This window comes from Microlunatus parietis (assembly GCF_013407955.1).
In the GTDB taxonomy this organism is placed as follows: Bacteria; Actinomycetota; Actinomycetes; order Propionibacteriales; family Propionibacteriaceae; genus Microlunatus; species Microlunatus parietis.
Window position 1 is genome coordinate 7,071,460 of record NZ_JACCBU010000001.1, and the last position, 16,435, is coordinate 7,087,894.

At 71.2% G+C, this 16,435-nt stretch carries 10 protein-coding genes; 6 read left to right on the top strand and 4 right to left on the bottom strand.

Annotated features, from left to right (window positions below; all coding sequences use genetic code 11):
• The first annotated feature begins 33 nt into the window (after window positions 1-33).
• Window positions 34-1,650 carry a stealth family protein gene (locus BKA15_RS33885; RefSeq protein WP_179758013.1) on the top strand — a complete coding sequence of 539 codons (1,617 nt, stop codon included), beginning with the start codon at window positions 34-36 and terminating at the stop codon, window positions 1,648-1,650.
• Between the two features lie 24 nt (window positions 1,651-1,674).
• Window positions 1,675-2,442 (top strand): class I SAM-dependent methyltransferase, encoded by a 768-nt coding sequence (locus BKA15_RS33890; protein ID WP_179758014.1) that lies wholly within the window; start codon window positions 1,675-1,677, stop codon window positions 2,440-2,442.
• A gap of 889 nt (window positions 2,443-3,331) precedes the next feature.
• On the opposite strand, the gene BKA15_RS33895 is transcribed toward BKA15_RS33890, so the two are convergent.
• From BKA15_RS33895 to BKA15_RS36710, 4 genes are read right to left on the bottom strand one after another with little or no spacing between them, the layout of a single operon-like run.
• Window positions 3,332-5,032, bottom strand: a complete 1,701-nt coding sequence (locus BKA15_RS33895; protein ID WP_179758015.1) for a glycosyltransferase — start codon at window positions 5,030-5,032, stop codon at window positions 3,332-3,334.
• 60 nt (window positions 5,033-5,092) lie between these two features.
• Window positions 5,093-6,193 (bottom strand): glycosyltransferase family 61 protein, encoded by a 1,101-nt coding sequence (locus BKA15_RS33900; protein WP_179758016.1) that lies wholly within the window; start codon window positions 6,191-6,193, stop codon window positions 5,093-5,095.
• Complete coding sequence (locus BKA15_RS33905; RefSeq protein WP_179758017.1) at window positions 6,190-7,878, bottom strand: stealth family protein; 1,689 nt, start codon at window positions 7,876-7,878, stop codon at window positions 6,190-6,192. The genes BKA15_RS33900 and BKA15_RS33905 overlap by 4 nt, the downstream gene beginning before the upstream one ends.
• Window positions 7,878-9,575 (bottom strand): stealth family protein, encoded by a 1,698-nt coding sequence (locus BKA15_RS36710; protein WP_179758018.1) that lies wholly within the window; start codon window positions 9,573-9,575, stop codon window positions 7,878-7,880. The genes BKA15_RS33905 and BKA15_RS36710 overlap by 1 nt, the downstream gene beginning before the upstream one ends.
• 160 nt (window positions 9,576-9,735) lie before the next feature.
• Between BKA15_RS36710 and BKA15_RS33915 the strand changes: the two genes are divergently transcribed.
• Genes BKA15_RS33915 through cpt form a run of 4 tightly spaced genes read left to right on the top strand, consistent with a single transcriptional unit; the run spans window position 9,736 to window position 15,605 of the window.
• Window positions 9,736-12,507, top strand: a complete 2,772-nt coding sequence (locus tag BKA15_RS33915; protein WP_179758019.1) for a bifunctional glycosyltransferase/CDP-glycerol:glycerophosphate glycerophosphotransferase — start codon at window positions 9,736-9,738, stop codon at window positions 12,505-12,507.
• A gap of 8 nt (window positions 12,508-12,515) precedes the next feature.
• Window positions 12,516-14,294 (top strand): glycosyltransferase family 61 protein, encoded by a 1,779-nt coding sequence (locus BKA15_RS33920; RefSeq protein WP_179758020.1) that lies wholly within the window; start codon window positions 12,516-12,518, stop codon window positions 14,292-14,294.
• A gap of 4 nt (window positions 14,295-14,298) precedes the next feature.
• The gene (locus BKA15_RS33925) at window positions 14,299-15,054 is read left to right on the top strand and encodes a nucleotidyltransferase domain-containing protein (protein WP_179758021.1); all 756 of its coding nucleotides are present in this window, start codon (window positions 14,299-14,301) and stop codon (window positions 15,052-15,054) included.
• Complete coding sequence (gene cpt, locus BKA15_RS33930) at window positions 15,051-15,605, top strand: chloramphenicol phosphotransferase CPT (RefSeq protein WP_179758022.1); 555 nt, start codon at window positions 15,051-15,053, stop codon at window positions 15,603-15,605. Before BKA15_RS33925 ends, cpt begins: the two co-directional genes overlap by 4 nt.
• The last annotated feature ends 830 nt before the right edge of the window (window positions 15,606-16,435 follow it).

The following is a 16,435-nucleotide window of genomic DNA, read 5'->3' on the forward strand; positions in this document are numbered from 1 at the left end:
GGTGCGTGAACGGTGCGGAAGGAGCGGCGACCGGTGTCCCAGCTGAGTCGGCTGCTGGCCGAGGTGCGGACGCAGCGGGTGTACCCGACCGCCTACCGTGCGGTACGGAAGCTGCACCGCCGCGTGATGGACGGCGAACTGTTCACGGCGCCGCGGGCGACGCCGGCCGAGATCGAGGTGGTGTCCGGGCCGCGCCGGGACGCGTTCTGGGCGGCTCTGCTGGACCGGCTGGCCGAGCGCCGGATTCCGTACACCAGCGGGGCGAGCGACCGCGAATGGCGGCACCGGCTGCACCTGCGGGAGCAGGACGCGGACGCACTGCTGGCGCTGCTCGAGCAGACCACGCCGGACATGCCGGTGCTGTTCCAGGAGGGCCATCAGCCGCACCTGCCGCTGACCATGATCACGAAGATCTTCCGGCGGCGCCGGTTCAACCGGTTCGACCTGTGGCTGCTGGAGCAGCCGACCGGTGCCGCAGCAGCAAAGCGGCCCGAGGGGCTGTTCACGGTGATCGAGATCGACTTCTGGGGTTCGCCGGAGCGGTCTTTCCGTTCGGAGCCGTACGCGGTGGCGCCGCGGCCCAACGAGGTGGCGACCTCGATGCGGTGGCGCGAACTGGACCAGGTGCTCGGGGTGACCGACCCGGCGACCCGGGCCCCCGATCTTGTCGATGTCGACCCGCTGCCGGACCTGCACGCCCGCGACTTCCCGATCGACATCGTCTACACCTGGGTCGATGATCAGGACCCGGCCTGGCGGATGATCAAGAACCAGCACCTGCCGGACGGTTCCAAGATCACCGTCGGCGAGGGTCGGGCCGATCATGCCGAACGGTTCCGGAACCGGGACGAACTGCGCTATTCACTCCGGTCGATCGAGATGTTCGCACCGTTCGTCCGCAACGTCTACCTGGTCACCATGGATCAGACGCCGGCCTGGCTGAACCTTGATCATCCGCAGTTGAAGGTCGTGTCGCACTCCGACATCTACGCCGACCGGGACGTACTGCCGACGTTCAACTCGAGCTCGATCGAGACCCAGCTGCACCACATCGACGGGCTGGCCGAACACTTCGTGTACTTCAACGACGACGTGTTCCTGGGCCGGCCCTGCTCCTGGCGGGACTTCTTCTGGGCCGGCGGCGCGACCAAGTTCTTCCCGGCCAACCACGCCATCTCGGCCAACCTGATCCATGATCAGGCCGAGGAGTACCTGATCGCCGACCGCAACGCGATCCGGCTGCTCGAGGCCGAGTTCGGCAAGACCGTGCACCAGGGGATGATGCACACACCGCACCCAGCGCGGCGCTCCGTACTGTATGAGCTGGAGGAGAAGTACGGCGAGCAGTTCGCCGCCTGCGCCGCCAGCCGGTTCCGGTCCCGGCAGGACCTGCGCCCGATCGCGTTCTTCGGCCACCATTACGGCTTCGCCACCGGCCGCGCCATGCCGGCCGTGATCGGCAACCGCTACCTGGCGCTGTGGAAGCCGCAGATCGCCGCCCAGCTCGCCGGGGTGCTGCGGACCCGCCGCTACCAGACGTTCTGCATCAACGATGTCGGCGTCACCGACGAGCGCGAGGAGGAGGTCGACCAGCTGGTCGGCGGCTTCCTGGAGAGCTATTTCCCGACCCCGTCTTCCTTCGAGCGATGAAGCTGATCAAGGAGAACTCCGCCCATGCACTACCTGTCGTTCCTGGCTGAACTGCACCAGCGGCTGCACCCGGAGACCTACCTGGAGATCGGGGTCCGCAGCGGGACCAGCCTGGCGCTGGCCCGATGTCGCGCGGTCGGGATCGACCCCGACTATGCGATCACCGCCGAACTTGATCACTCGGTCGCGCTGTTCCGTACGTCGAGCGACGACTACTTCGCCCGCCCCGACCCGCTGCGGCCGACCGGCGGGCAGCGGATCGACCTGGCCTTCATCGACGGGCTGCACCTGTTCGAGTTCGCGCTGCGCGACTTCATGAACGTGGAGCGGCACTCGACGCCACACTCGCTGATCGTGCTGGACGACATCTTGCCGAAGACGCCGGAGGCCGCCTCCCGGAACCTGCAGCGCGGCTCCTGGACCGGCGACGTCTACCCGATCCTGGCCGTCCTGGAACGCTACCGGCCCGACCTGATCGTGGTCCCCGTGGCGACCCGCCCGACCGGCCTGTTGCTGGTGTTCGGCCTGGACCCGGCCGACACCACGCTTCATGATCATTACGACGAGATCCTCGCCGAGTACCGGAAGCCCGACCCGCAGCCGGTGCCGCAGGAACTGATGGACCGCTTCGGCGTCTTCCCGCCGCACCGGGTCCTGGAATCCGACGTGCTCGACCTGCTGGCCGGCATCGACCGGTCCCTCGCTGCCGCTGACGTACGCCGAGTGCTGGCCGACCGGGTCCGCCAGGACTGGGGAATCCAATTCGCCCGCGAAACCGCGACCGCCCCCTGACCCAACGCCCCCCGACCCACCGAGCCGCCTCGCTGACCCCGCCGAGTGGACCCCATGGGCTGATCCGCGTCAAGATTCCGCGCCGTTTCCGTCCGCTCGGCGCAGCTCGAGATCTCAACGGGAGCGGCGCAGCACCGAGAGCACGCCACGCGCTGAGTGGTTGAAGCCCGCCGAGCATCGGGAGGGCCGGGAGCACGCCGAGTGAGGGAGCTGGTCGACACGGACGGGCTACCGGGACTTTCCCGGCGAAGCGCGTCGGGCAGGCGTCCCCCGGGAATCCTCCCGCCCGCACCGACCGACGGGCCTGGCGCACGCAACCCCGGATCGAACCGCCACGGCCGGACCCTGCACGCAGAGCGGTGTCGCCGAGCGGACCCGAAGGGCTGGTCACCGTCAGGAATCGCTGCCCTTTCCGTTCGGCGCCTCCCGCGGCTCGGATAGCGCGGGTTCGGGAGCACCGCGCGGGGTCAGGAGCACGGCGCGGGGTCGGAAGACGGGCAGGGCCGGAAGGATGGCGCGGGTCGGAAGGCGAGCAGGTCGGGAGCACGGCCGGGGTCGGGGAGCGCGGCGCGGGGTCCGGAGCCGGGTAGGGCCGGAAGGATGGCGCGGGTCGGAGGGCGAGCAGGTCGGGAGCACGGCGCGGGTCGGGGAGCGCGGCGCGGGGTCGGAAGACGGGCAGGGCCGGAAGGATGGCGCGGGTCGGAGGGCGAGCAGGTCGGGAGCACGGACGGAGTCGGGAGCACGGCCCGGGGTCGGGAGCGGCCGGCGAAACCCGCGGCCGACACGGGTCCCAGAAATCCTTCCGCCCCCTCTCCCTCCCGAATCGACCGGTCAACTACGCAGCGACACGCCGCCAAAAGCGCTGCTTTTGTGACTGGTCGGCGGAGGGTTAGGCGGGGAGGATGATCATGGCGCCGGCGTGCTCGATCCGGAGGGTCAGGCCGGTCGGGGTCGGGCGGCCGTCGCCGAACGTCATCGAGATCGGGTAGTCGCCGGAGAGTCCGCTGGCGAAGCACTCGACACGGGAGCCGTCCGGGCCGCCGGACAGCCGGGCCGGGAAGCTGAGCCGGCCGAACCGGATCGCGCCCTGCAGCACGGTCTGCCGGTCCGCGCGCACGTCGGGCAGGGTGATCGTCAGGCGCGAGCCGGCCGGCGTCTCGATCAGTTCGGTGTGCTCCGGCCGCAGCCCGGACAGGCCGCTGGAGGTCGTACCGCCGACGTCGAAGTGCAGCGTCTCGTCGGTGCCGCCGACGACGGCGATCAGCCGGTGGTCCAGGATCGTCGTCGGGGTGCCGGCCAGCGGCACCGGCAGCACCGGCGCGGTGTCGAGGCTGAGGCCGGGGACGTAGCAGGCCACCTGCCAGGTGCCGCCGGGCAGCGGCCCGCCGTGGTGGATCCGGTCCGGGTCGAGCCGGGCCCGCGCGGTGAACCGGAGGCCGGGCCGGTCCGCCTCGGTGTCGACCGACCAGAAGCTCTCGGTCGGTACGCAGTGCAGGGGTGCCGTGAGCCGGTTCCGGACGCCGAGAATGATCTTGGTCTCGGCGAACATCCGTTGGTACGTGAGGTTCCGCAGGTCCAGCGACGCCGGTGTCTCGATCCGGCCGGTCAGCTCGACCTGGAGCGCACCGTCGGTCCAGTGCGCCGCGCTCGACTCGGCGACCGCCCGCAGACCGGTGAAGCCGGCCAGCACCCGCGCGGCCTCGTCCCAGCGTCCCTCCCGGAGATCGTCGGCGACCAGCCGGGGGACCGGCGCGAGCAGCGGGTCCAGCTCGGCCGCGACCTCGCAGCGGACGGCGTCCTGGACCATCGGCCGCAGCCTCGTGTCTGCCGGCAGGCCGAGCCAGACCACGGCCGCCGCGACCTCGGCGGCGAGGAAGACGGCGCGGGCCCCGGCGTCGGCGGTCCGGTCCAGCGCGCCCTGGACGTCTTCCCACCACTGGGCCCGGCTCGACTCGGAGTCGCGGATCGGATAGGCCTCGGCGAGCCCGTGGCCGCGGGCCAGCGGGTAGCCGGCGAAGACACCGACGGCAGCGGTGTGGGCCAGGCACTCGGCGTGGAAGGTCCGGTCCAGCAGCGCGCGGCCGGTCCGGTAGCGGAGTCCGTGCTGGTTCAGGAACTCTCGCCGGTACGCGACGAACGGGTGACTGGTCGCGGCCAGCCGGAGGTGCGGGGCCAGCCGCGGCGCGTCGGCGGTGGTCAGCGTCTGGTCGATCGACGGCCGGGCCGGCCCGACCCCGCGGCCGACGGCCAGGTCGCAGCCGTGCTCGGCCGCGAACGCGGTGAGCTTCTCCAGCCCGGCGGGGAAGAGCAGCTCGCCCTGGCCGACCGGCAGCACGAAGGTGCCCGCGGCGAGGTCGATCCCGTGGTTGACCGCGTCGGCCACGGTGCTGCCGGCGGGCAGTACGGCCACCGTGACGTTGGGCCGGCGCCGCCGGAGGTGCTCCAGCCGGTCCAGGGTCGGCCGGTCCGAACCATGGTCGACCAGCACCAGTTCGAAGGCGGCCGCCGGCAGTGTCTGCTCGTCGGCCGAGTCGACCAGCCGGTTGATCGCGTCGCCCGGGTCCTTGACCGGGACGATCAAGCTGATCATGGGGTGGGGCATCGTTGCCTGTCCTTTCATCGATGCGGGTCCTTCACGGGCGGAATCCCTTTACTGCTTGAACCACGGGTCGCCGAGTGCCTGGCGGAAGTGTTCCGGGTCGAGCGACCAGGGCGCCTTGGTCCGCCGGCCGTGTTCGGCCGGGTCGACCGGATCCCCGAAGACGTACCCGAGGTGGTAGCGGCCCTGCGCGAGCAGGATGTCGATCACGGTGAACCAGCCCGTCGAGCCGAGGATCAGCACGTTCGCCCCAGGCCGGGCGAAGACCGCGTTGTGCATCCCGGAACCGCCGGGCCCGACCACGTGGGTGGCCCGGTGGAAGACCGCCAGCTGATCGGCGATCGAGTGCTCCTGCGCGTGGAACACGTCGAAGCCCGCCTCGGTCGCGATCTTCTCGAGCTCGGGCTCGTTGACCAGGGGCCGCTCGGTGATCCGGCTCCGCGACACGTACACCCGCGGCCCGGGCAGGTCCGGCCGGGAGTCCGCGCGGAGCCCGGCGATCCGGTCGATCACCCGCCCGGCGACCGGATGCACGTAGCGGCGGGCCAGCACTGCGGGGGAGGCGACGAACAGCCGGGCGCACCGCAGCGGCCCGGTGATCGGGATGATGCGATGCTCCGGTACGCCGAGCCGGGCCAGCACCTCGAGCACGTACGGACGCAACTGGATCGACGTCGCGAACCGCAGGTCGTCGCGGTCCAGCAGGTCCAGCGCCCAGGTCTGCAGCCAGACCTCGAGCAGGTGGTGGCCGTAGATGTCGGGGAATTCGCAATCGAGATAGAAAACCGAACCGTCGATCCGGCGCTCGTCGCGCTGATGGAATCTTCCGCGCGGCTGATAAATGCGGTCGCCCACCAGATTGAGGCCGAAATGGCGTTGTCGCGGCGTCTTCTTGAACGACTGCGACAACACCTGGCGACAGGTACCGTCGAGAATGACGTGCCGAGGCAATAGCACCACGTCGTCGAGTTCGTCCACCCTGAGATCCGGGTACGCATTCGCGGTCGGAAGGTCGGTGTCGGCGGGCGGGAATTCGGCCCGGCCGAACAGCCGCGGCAGCTCGAACGGCCGGTGCGGCAGCCGCCGGATGATCTCCACCGGCGTACCCACGGCGGCGGCCCGGCCGTCGGCGTAGGCCACTTCGCCGATCATGAACCGTCCTTCTCGAACGACGACCGCTGCGGGAAATACCGTTGCAGCCAACGCGGAATCCACTGCCGCCGCTCGGCGCTCGTCTCGACCGTGTCGTTGATGCAGAAGGTGTCGGCGTCGCGTTGCCGCAGCAGTTGGTCCATCCGTCCCTCGGTGTCCGGGCGGGAAACGTCGAAGTAGGCGTACCGGATCGAGCCGGGCACCGCGCGTTCGGTGAAGAACGCGTAATAGTGATAGAGCCAGGAATTGACCTCGAAATCGTCGGCCGACCGGAACGGGCTCTCAGAATTCTGCCGGAAGGCGTCCGGGAAGCGCTCCTCAAGTTCGTACAGCAGACTGCGGCGTTGCGCGTTCGGCACGTGATAGAACGCCCTGGTCGCCATCCGGCCGAATGCGGAACGAAGCAGTTCCGCGGAATTCCGGCGGGCCCCTTCGTGGGCGAGTCCGGACAGATCCATTCCGCTCGGCAGCGTCGATTTGGAGAGATGGAACTGGGTGACGCCGTTGGCGAGGAAGAAGAGCCCCGGCGAGGTCAGCCGGCCGAAGAAGAGGTCGTCGTTGAGATAGAGGTAGTGCTCGCTCAGGCCGTCGATGTGGTGCAGATTGGCGCCGATGGCGTGCGAGTTGAACGTCGGCAGCCGGGAGCCGGCCGGGAAGATGTCGCGGTGGTCGACCACGGTGACCCGCGGATGATCTTGGTCCAGCCAGGCCGGCACCTGGGCGTCGGTGACCAGGTAGACGTGCCGGATCCACGGCGCGAACAGCTCCAGTGAGCGGAACGAGTAGCGCAGTTCGCCGTTGTCGCTGAACCGGGCAGCGGCCTCCGCCGGGTCCTCGGCCGGTGCGCCCGGGTCCGGCTGCCGGGCCCGCAGCTTGCGTTCCTGCCACGCGGGGTCGGAGCCGTCCACCCACAGGTAGACCGCGTCGATCGGGAAGGCCGGATCGAACAGGTGTCCGGTCGACAGCGGCGCGTAGCTGCGGACCTGTCGATCGCCGGAGTCGACCCGGACGACGCGCTGCGCCTCCGCCCCCAGGTAGTCCGCCGCGTGGTTCTGGTTCGGCCCGCTGAGCCCGCGGTCGGCGTCCCGGGTCCAGCGTTCGACGACGCAGCCGTGCGCGCGCAGCCACGGCGTCGCGGACCGGCCGGCGGCCAGCGGGACGAAGACCTCGACCCACGGCTGCTCGCGGAGGGCGCGCCGGATCCGCGGATCGGAGGTGAGTTCGGACCATCGGCGCTGCTCGCCGCCGCCGGCCACCGCCCGGACCCCGATGTAGATCGGCTCGGCCGCGCCGCGCTCGATGATCCGGTCGACGAACCGGTGCCAGTGCTGCTCCGCGATGCCGACCCGGTGCCGGGACCCGGCCGGTTCCGGGATCGCGAAATGATCCAGATCGAGCTCCTCGCAGACGTCCAGCACCAGATCGCGGTTGAGCCGGTCGGCGTCCGTCGGCCCGACCCCGGGCACGGTCCGGACCAGGTACAGCCGGCCCTGCCGCCGCTCCAGCCGGACGCCCGTGGCCCCGCCGGTCGCCGCGGCCACGGCCGGGTGCAACCGCCGGTAGTTCTCCCGCTCCAGCCGATCCACGGTACGGAAGGCGAGCCGCGACCGCTTCCGTACCGCGCCGGCGAGGGACGGCCGCGGCAGGGCGGGGAGGTAGGCGTCGTCGCCGGTCCGGGTCGTCATCAGTTCCAGGTCCTTCCCGGTGTCACCGGCTGCTCGGCGTACAGCTCGTGCCGGGCCGGCGCCGGCAGCCAGCGGGACAGGGTGGTGCGGACGGCGGCCGCGGCCGCCGGGTCGCCGTACGCGCCGTTGCCGAGCGTGGTGACGGCCACGGCACGGTCGCGGAGCACGTTCCGCAGTCGCGCCCGGACGTTGTCCCGGGTCGGCTCGACGAACTCGGCGCGGATCCGGCCCGGCGCGGCGCGGCCGGTGAAGTGGGCGTAGTAGTGGTGCAGCCAGCTGGTGATCTCATAGCCCGCGGCGGTCCGGACCTGGCTGCACCAGTTGTGCTTGAACAGCTCGGGAAACCGGCCCTGCAGTTCCAGCAGCAGGTCGCGGCGCTGCGGGATCGGGCCCGGGGCGAACGCCTGGGACGGGCGGCGGCCGAAGGCCTGCTCGAGCAGGTCGGCGACGTTGCGGCGGACCGCCACGTCGATCGGTGCGGCGGCCGCGTCGACCAGGGGCAGCGTGGCGCGGTCGAAGCCGAGCTTGAGCAGGCCGTTGGCGTGGAAGAACAGGTCCGGCGGCAGCGGCCGGTTGATCATCGTGCCGGGGTCGATGATCAGGTAGTGGTCGGCCAGCCCGTCCAGATGGTGCAGTGAGGACCGGACGGCCTCCGGGTTGAACGTGGGCAGCGCGCCCCGTGGCTCCAGCAGGGCCGTCACCTCGGTGACCCGGACCCCGGCGGCCGACGGGTCCAGCCACGCCGGGAACTGTCCGTCGGTGACCAGGTGGACGGTACGGACCCAGGGCAGGTGGTGCGCCACCGACCGCAACGTGTAGCGCAGTAGCGAGGGATCGCCGATCGGCGCCGGGACCAGTGCGTCCCGCGGGACCGGGTCCGCACCGGAGTCGGCGCCGGCAAGGTGCCGGGCCCGGCGGGCCAGCCAGGCCGGGTCGGTGTCGTCGATCCACGGCACCACGACGTCGATCGGGAAGTCGATCGTCAGCGCGTTGGGCTCGGCGAAGGCGGGCAGTGTCGTCACCGTTCGGCCGCGGTCCTCGACCACCACCGGGGCGCGGCCGGCCGGGCCGATCGCCTGGGTGATCCGGTTGGCGATCGGCGCCCGCAGCACGCCGTCCGCGTCGAGGGTCCAGCGCTCGATCACGCAGCCGTACGGCCGGCCGAGGCGGATCGTCGAATCCGGCAGCGCGTACTGGACGAAGACGAGCACCCGGTGCGCGGCCAGCAGCGCGGCCCGGGCGTCCGGGTCGGCACTCGTCGCCGCCGGGGTACGGCGAGCGTCGCCCGCCCACGACTCGAGGTAGAGCGGCGCCCGGAGGCCGGCCTCGGCGACCGCATCGGCGAACCGGGCCCAGTCGGCGTCGGCGACCGCGATCCGGCCGGACGCCTCGGCCGGGTCGATCAACGCGAAGTAGGCGATCCCGGCCCGCTCGCAGAGCTCAACGACCAGGTCCCGGTTGCGCCGGTAGGCGTCCCGGGTGTCCAGGTCGGGCACGTCCTGGACCAGCTGCCAGCCGCCGCGGACCTGGACCACGCGGACCCCGGCGGGCGGGTGCCGGGCGATGGGATTGGCCGCGACGAACCGGTCCAGGTCGCCGGCCGGCTCCGGCGTACGGTGCGCGGCGCCACGGGCGGTCAGCTTGCCGAGCAGCCGCGAGGACGTCCGTCGCACTCGGGCTGTCAGACGCTTCCTCACTCCAGCTCTCCCTTGTGATCGTCGCTGGAGAATTGTGACCGATGGTCGCGGACTCGACAACCTGTCGTCACCCGGAGTTCACGGTCGGATCCTTGCTGGTCAACCCGGCGTGTCGCCACCCACGGGCGGCGCGGGACCCCGCTGCTCTACACTCAGGCGGATGGTCGAGCGCGCGGACGTCTCGTTGATCATTCCGTGTTACAACGTCGCGGACTATCTGCCGGAGTTCCTCAAGTCCCTGTCAGAGCAGGATTTCCGCGACCGTGCGACGGAGTTGATCTTCGTCGACGACGGGTCGACGGACGACGGATCGGTGTTGATCAGGGACTGGATCGATGATCATTCCGACGTCCCGGCGCGGCTGCTCCGGCAGCCCAACGGGGGCCTCGCGGCGGCTCGGAACGCCGGTCTCGCCGTGGCCCGCGGCAGCTGGGTGACCTTTCCCGATCCGGACGACGTGCTGGGGGAGGACTATCTGACCCGGCTGCTCGGCTTCCTCCGGTCGGCGGCGGCCGACGGCGTCGCCCTGGTCTGCGCCCGGGTCGTGATCTTGGACGACGCGACCGGTGAGCTGACCGACACGCACCCGCTGCGGTACCGGTTCGGCGACGGTCCGGAGCCCGAGCTGGTGTCGGCCCGGGAACGGCCGGACCGGATCCACCTGCAGGCCGCGTCGGCCTGCTACCGGCTGGACCGGCTGCGCTCCGCCGGGCTGGAGTTCGACGGCCGGGTCCAGCCGAACTACGAGGACGGCCAGCTCACCGCGCGTTACCTGTGGACGGAGACCGACCCGGTGATCGCGTTCCTGCCGGGCGTCGAATACCGCTACCGGCGCCGGGCCGACGGCAGCTCGCTGGTCCAGACGTCCTGGCGACAGACCGGGCGCTACACCGACGTGATCGAGTACGGCTACCTGACCGTCGCCCGGGAACTCGCGGCGCGCCACGGCGCGGTGCCGCGGTGGGCTCAGCTGCAGGTGCTCTACGACCTCTTCTTCACGTTCCGCGAGGACGAACGGCCGCACGCGGCCAGCGGGCGGCTGGACGCCGCGACCACCGAGCGCTTCCACACGCTGGTCGGCCGGCTCCGGCCGTATCTGGACGACTGGCTGATCGACGGGTACGATCTCACCTGGACCTCGGACCGGATGCGCCAGGCGCTGCTGCACGGCTACCGCGCGGAGCCGTACCGGCCGGACGAGGTACGGCTGCACCGGCTGGACGCCGAGCGCCGGATGGGCCTGATCCGCTACTACTTCACCGGCCCCGAGCCGGCCGAGGAGCTCCGCTACGACGGCCGGCCGATCGAGCCGCGGCACGCCAAGACACGCGCCGTCCGCTACCTCGACCGGACCCTGCTCCGGGAGCGGCTGATCTGGGTGCCGCTGCTCGGCGAACTCGAGCTCGGCCTGGACGGCCGGCCCCGGCCGATCCGGCTCGGCCCGCCGGATCGGAACCGCTATGCCACCGACCCGGACCTGCTCCGAAAACGGATCGCCAAGGCCACCCAGCCCGCCCCGATCGCCGCCCCGCCGCCGGAGCCCGAGGGCCGGCCGGGGGAGGCGATCAAGCACGCCAAGGCGCTGGCCCGGCTGGCCCTACGTTCCCTGAGCCTGTCGAAGGGCAAGCCCGAACGTTCCCTGAGCTTGTCGAAGGGCAAGGCCCGAACCGGCCTGGTCCTTCGACAGGCTCAGGACACGGACATCGACACGGTGGGCGAGCTGAAGTGGCGGGCGGCGTCCGAGGAAGCCGTCGCGACGTACGGCGAGTGCTGGCTGTTCGTGGACCGCGACGTGCAGGCGCAGGACAATGCGGAACACCTGTATCGATACGTTCGTCACGAGCGTCCGGAGATCAACGCCTGGTTCGTGTTGCGTGCCGACAGCCCGGACTGGGCTCGGCTCCAGGCCGACGGTTTCCGGCTGATCGACTTCGGCTCCGACGAGCACACGGTCGCGCTGCTGAACTGCCGGCACCTGCTGTCCTCGCAGGCCGACCACTACATCTCCCGGCCGCTGGACACCGCGGTCTACGGCAAGCCGCGCTGGCGGTTCACGTTCCTGCAGCACGGCGTGATGCAGGACGACCTGTCCCGGTGGCTGAACAGCAAGCCGATCCAGACCTTCGTCACCTCCGCGCGGCCCGAGTTCGCCGCGATCACCGGCGACGGCACGGCGTGGAACTTCACCACCAAGGAGGTGCGGCTGACCGGGATGCCGCGCCACGACGCCCTGCTCGCCAAGGCCGCGCGGAGCACCGACCGACCGGCGCTGGTGATCATGCCGACCTGGCGCCGCTGGCTGCTCGGCCCGGACACCGAGGACGGCAACGATCGCCCTTCCGTGCCAGGCTTCTGGGACAGCGAGTACGCCCGCCGCTGGACCGAACTGGTGACCGATCCGGGGCTCGCCGAGACCGCCCGAGCGGCGGGTGCGCCCCTCGTCTTCGTACCGCATCCGAACCTGCGCCGGTACTTCACCGGTGTGGTGCCGTGGCCGGACCGGGTCCAGGTGTACGACTACGCCGGCCACGACCTGCAGGACGTGATCGCGCGGGCCGCGCTGTTGATCACCGACTACTCGTCGATCTCGGCCGAGGCGGCCTACCTGGAGCGGCCGGTGCTGTATTACCAGTTCGACCGGGAGGCCTTCTACGGCGGCGAGCACCTGGGCCGGTCCGGTGGCCAGCTGCCGGAGGCGCTGCGGTTCGGTCCGGTCCTGGACACCGCTGCCGACGTACTCGCCGCGGTCCGGGCGACCGCGGCGCGGGGCTTCGCCGCCGAGCCGGAGTACCTGGACCGGATGCGAGCCGCGTTCCCGCACCGGGACGGCGGCTGCTGCGAACGGGTGATCGAGGCGGTCCGGGCCAGTCGGCGCCCGGCCGCCGACGACGAGATCTTCCGACCGGTGCCTGCGGGAGGTGAGGTAGCGTGACGCACTCCATGGCTGAGCGAGCATTGACGAACAAGGTACGGGCGGGCCTGCGGTCGCTGCGGCGTCGCGGTGAGACCCCGCCCGCCGACGGAGCCGCCGACGAGGTCGGGCCGGGACTGCTGGCCGACGCCGGCCTCGAGCCACCCGCCCGGGCCGACCGGTCGGTGATCATCCTGACCCAGGGCGACACCCGGACGCCGGTGGTGGAGTGGCTGTCCGAGTTCGCCGGCGACCGGCTGCACGTGATCTCGCTCGACGCCGACCCGGAGTGGGACCTGGACGGTCACGGCGCCACGCATCATCGCGCCGAGACCCTTGATCAATATCACTGGCTGCTGAAGCCGATCGGCCCGGTCGACGTGCTGATCGACCTGCTGCCGGTGGACGACGCCACCCACCTGCTGACCTGGCAGCGGCTGTTCCTGCACCTGCGGCCGGGCGGGCTCTGGCTGGTGGACCGTCGCGGCCAGGGCCAGTCGGCCTTCACCGCGGCGTTCGCGTCCTGGGTGCAGACCATGGTCGCGGCCGGCGGCACCGAGGACGTCGGAGCCAACGCGCGGGATCTCGAGCTGGGCGCGTCGACGGCGCAGGTGAGCATCAGCCGCGACCTGCTGGTGATCAAGAAGCGGCGTTGGCACTTCCTCAAGCTGCGCGACGCCGAGACGAACCGGGTGCTGGAGAGCCGGGAGCCGAACCTCCGGATGCGCGAGTTGGCCGGGGTGAAGGGCGGCGAGCTGATCATCGGTTCCAAGATCATCAGCCACGAGTCGACGGTGCCGATCCCGGACCTGAACACCACGCTGACGTACCCGGAACTGCATCTGCGGCACTACACCGGCAAGATCGCGTACGTCTCGAATGCCTTGGTGCACGGGGAATCGACGATCCTGCCGGACTCGTTCCGGCATCACTTGGAGGCGTCGCCGCGGAACGTCCGGGTGAACAGCATCTCGGCCGCGTGGGGGCGGATCCGGCAGGACCTCCGGCCGAAGGACGCGCTGCCCGGCCACTACTACCAGCTCGACTGCGAGAACCCCGGCCACTTCGGCCACCTGATGACCGAGGTGATCTCCCGGCTCTGGGGCTGGGACGCGGCCAAGGCCGAGATCCCGGACCTGAAGGCACTGTTCCGGATCAGGTTCCCGCACGAGCGCGACCCCGCGCTGGAACGCCGCCTGTTCACGGCGTACGGGATCGACGAGGACGACATCGTCTGGGCCGACCACCCGGTGTACGTCGAGTCGCTGGTCGCCGCCACGCCACAGTTCCACAACCAGCGCCCGCACTACGTCCATCCCGGCCTGATCGACACCTGGCGCCGGATCGGCGAGAAGTTGATCAACCGGTCCGTCGAGACCCATGATCAGATCTTCATCTCCCGCCAGGACACGTTGTCCAACCGGGTCTGCCGCAACGCCCGCGAGGTGGAGCGTTGGTTCGCCGATCACGGCTTCACGATCATCTATCCGGAGACGCTCGATCTGGGTGAGCAGGCCGGCATCTTCGCGGGTGCCCGGGTGATCGCGGGGTTCGGTGGTTCGGCGCTGTTCAACGCGATCCATGCGGAGAAACTGGAGACGTTGATCATTCTCAACCACGAGTCGTACACGGCGCGCAACGAGCACCTGATCTCCGCCCTGCTGGACTGCGACGTGCACTACTTCTGGAGCAAGTCCGACGTCGCGCACCCTCCGGGCGGCTGGTCGGAGGAAGCCTACTACTCCAGCTGGGAGTTCGACTTCGACCACAACCGGGCCGAGGTCGAGAAACTCCTCGCGGAACTCTGAGCCGGTGTTCACGCCCGCGGAGCGGGACGCGCTGAAGGCGGCGCTGATCGAACGGGCGCGCGCGGACCCCGACGTGATCGCCGCCGCCGTGCTGGGTTCCGGTGCGCTCGGCGCCGAGGACCGCTGGTCCGACCTCGACCTCGCGCTGCGGCTCCGCCCGGAGGCCGATCATGATCAGGTCAGCGAGCGCTGGACGGCGGCGATGATCACCGAGCACAGAGCGGTGGACCGGCTGGACGTGCACGCCGCCGGCGCGCTCTACCGGGTGTTCCTGCTCGCCTCGTCGCTACAGGTCGACCTGTCCTTCTGGCCGGCGGGCGCGTTCCGGCCGCACGGTCCGACGTTCCGGTTGATCTTCGGCGAGGCGTTGCCGGGCGAGGCTCCGGCGCCGCCGGAACCGGAGCGGCTGATCGGGCTCGGCTGGCTCTACGCGCTGCACGTAAGGTCGGCGATCGGTCGCGGCCGGACCTGGCAGGCGGTGATCATGCTGGACCAGCTGCGGGACCAGGTGATCCAACTGGCCTGTCGGCGGTCCGCACTGCCGGCCGACCAGGGCCGTGGCGCCGATCGGCTGCCCGCCCCGACCCTGGCGGCGCTGGCCGACGCCCGGGCCCGTTCGGTGGATGCCGCCGAGTTGCGCCGCTCGGCCACGGCCCTGCTGCGCTGCCTGGCCGCGGAGGCGGCCGAGGTGGATCCCGCGCTGGCCGAACGGTTGGCGCCGGTGCTGACCCTGCTGACCCCGGTGGCGGAGGAACCATGATCATCAACGCGGTCGTCCTGAACGGCGGCTCCAGTTCCGGCAAGAGCTCGCTCGCCCGTGCCCTGCAGGACCTGCTACCCGACCCCTGGCTGACCTTCGGCGTCGACGACTTCATCGACGCGCTGCCCCGCCGGCTCACCGGCGACGGCGACGGAATCACCTTCGGCGCCAACGGCGGTGTCGACATCGGCGCCGCATTCATGGAGCAGGAAACCCTGTGGATGAAGGGGATCGGCGCGATGGCCCGGGCCGGAGCCAAGATCATCATCGACGACGTGTTCCTCGGCGGTGATCACTCCCAAGGCCGCTGGCGGACCGCCCTGACCGGCGTCGGCGTGCTCTGGGTCGGCGTCCGCTGCGCCCCCGACATCGCCGAGGCGAGGGAGCGTGCCCGCGGCGACCGCACCGTCGGCATGGCCCGCCAACAGGCCGACCTGGTCCACCGCAACGTCCGCTACGACCTCGAAGTGGACACCGGCACCCAAACCCCCGCCGAAGCCGCCACCCAGATCGCCCACCACCTCCCCCACCAACCGCCGACCGGTCAGTAAAGCAGGGGTTTTGGCGGCGTGTCGCTGCAGAACTGACCGGTCGATCGGGTTGGGGGAGGGTGCGAGAACCCGGTGCCCGAGGGGTCGAGATGCAGGAGTGTCGTGATGGCGAGGGTGCCGGTGCGGGCGCAGTACGGGAGTCGCCGAGCGGGGTCGTGGTTGCGGGAGTCGCGGTGCCGGGGCTGACGGTGCGGAGGAAGTCGGGCCAGTGGACGTGAGGGCGGGAGCCGGGGCGCGGAGGTCGTGGTGTGGGAAGCCGGGGCACGAGAGTCGCGGGCGGAGGCCGAGCCGCGGAAGTGGGGTGCGGGAGTCGGGCCGCGGAAGTGGGGTGCGGGAGTCGCCCCGCGGAAGTGGGGTGCGGGAGTCGGGCCGCGGAAGCGGGGTGCGGGAGTCGGGCCGCGGAACCCGGGTGCGGCGCGGTACGGGAGTCGCCGAGCGGAGTCGCGATGCCAGTGCTGGCGGTGCGGAAGTCGGGGCAGCGGCCGCGAGGCGGGAGCCGGGCGCGGAGGTCGTGTTGCGGGGAGCCGGGCCGCGATAGCGGGGTGCGGAAGCCGGGTGCGGGAGTCGGGGTGCGGGAGTCGGGGTGAGGGAGTCGGGGTGCGGGAGTCGGGGTGCGGGAGTCGGGGGTGCGGAACCCGGGTGCGGGCGCGGTACGGGAGTCGCCGAGCGGAGTCGCGATGCCAGTGCTGGCGGTGCGGAAGTCGGGGCAGCGGCCGCGAGGCGGGAGCCGGGGCGCGGAGGTCGTGTTGCGGGGAGCCGGGCCGCGATAGCGGGGTGCGGAAGCCGGGTGCGGGAGTCGGGGTGCGGGAGTCGGGGTGCGGTAGCGGGGG

Excerpts from the sequence above, each read along its gene's own strand:
- BKA15_RS33890 (WP_179758014.1), top strand. The coding sequence starts at position 1,675 with ATGCACTACCTGTCGTTCCTGGCTGAACTGCACCAGCGGCTGCACCCG.
- BKA15_RS33895 (WP_179758015.1), bottom strand. The coding sequence starts at position 5,032 with ATGATCAGCTTGATCGTCCCGGTCAAGGACCCGGGCGACGCGATCAAC.
- BKA15_RS33900 (WP_179758016.1), bottom strand. The coding sequence starts at position 6,193 with ATGATCGGCGAAGTGGCCTACGCCGACGGCCGGGCCGCCGCCGTGGGT.
- BKA15_RS33905 (WP_179758017.1), bottom strand. The coding sequence starts at position 7,878 with ATGACGACCCGGACCGGCGACGACGCCTACCTCCCCGCCCTGCCGCGG.
- BKA15_RS33915 (WP_179758019.1), top strand. The coding sequence starts at position 9,736 with ATGGTCGAGCGCGCGGACGTCTCGTTGATCATTCCGTGTTACAACGTC.
- BKA15_RS33920 (WP_179758020.1), top strand. The coding sequence starts at position 12,516 with ATGGCTGAGCGAGCATTGACGAACAAGGTACGGGCGGGCCTGCGGTCG.
- cpt (WP_179758022.1), top strand. The coding sequence starts at position 15,051 with ATGATCATCAACGCGGTCGTCCTGAACGGCGGCTCCAGTTCCGGCAAG.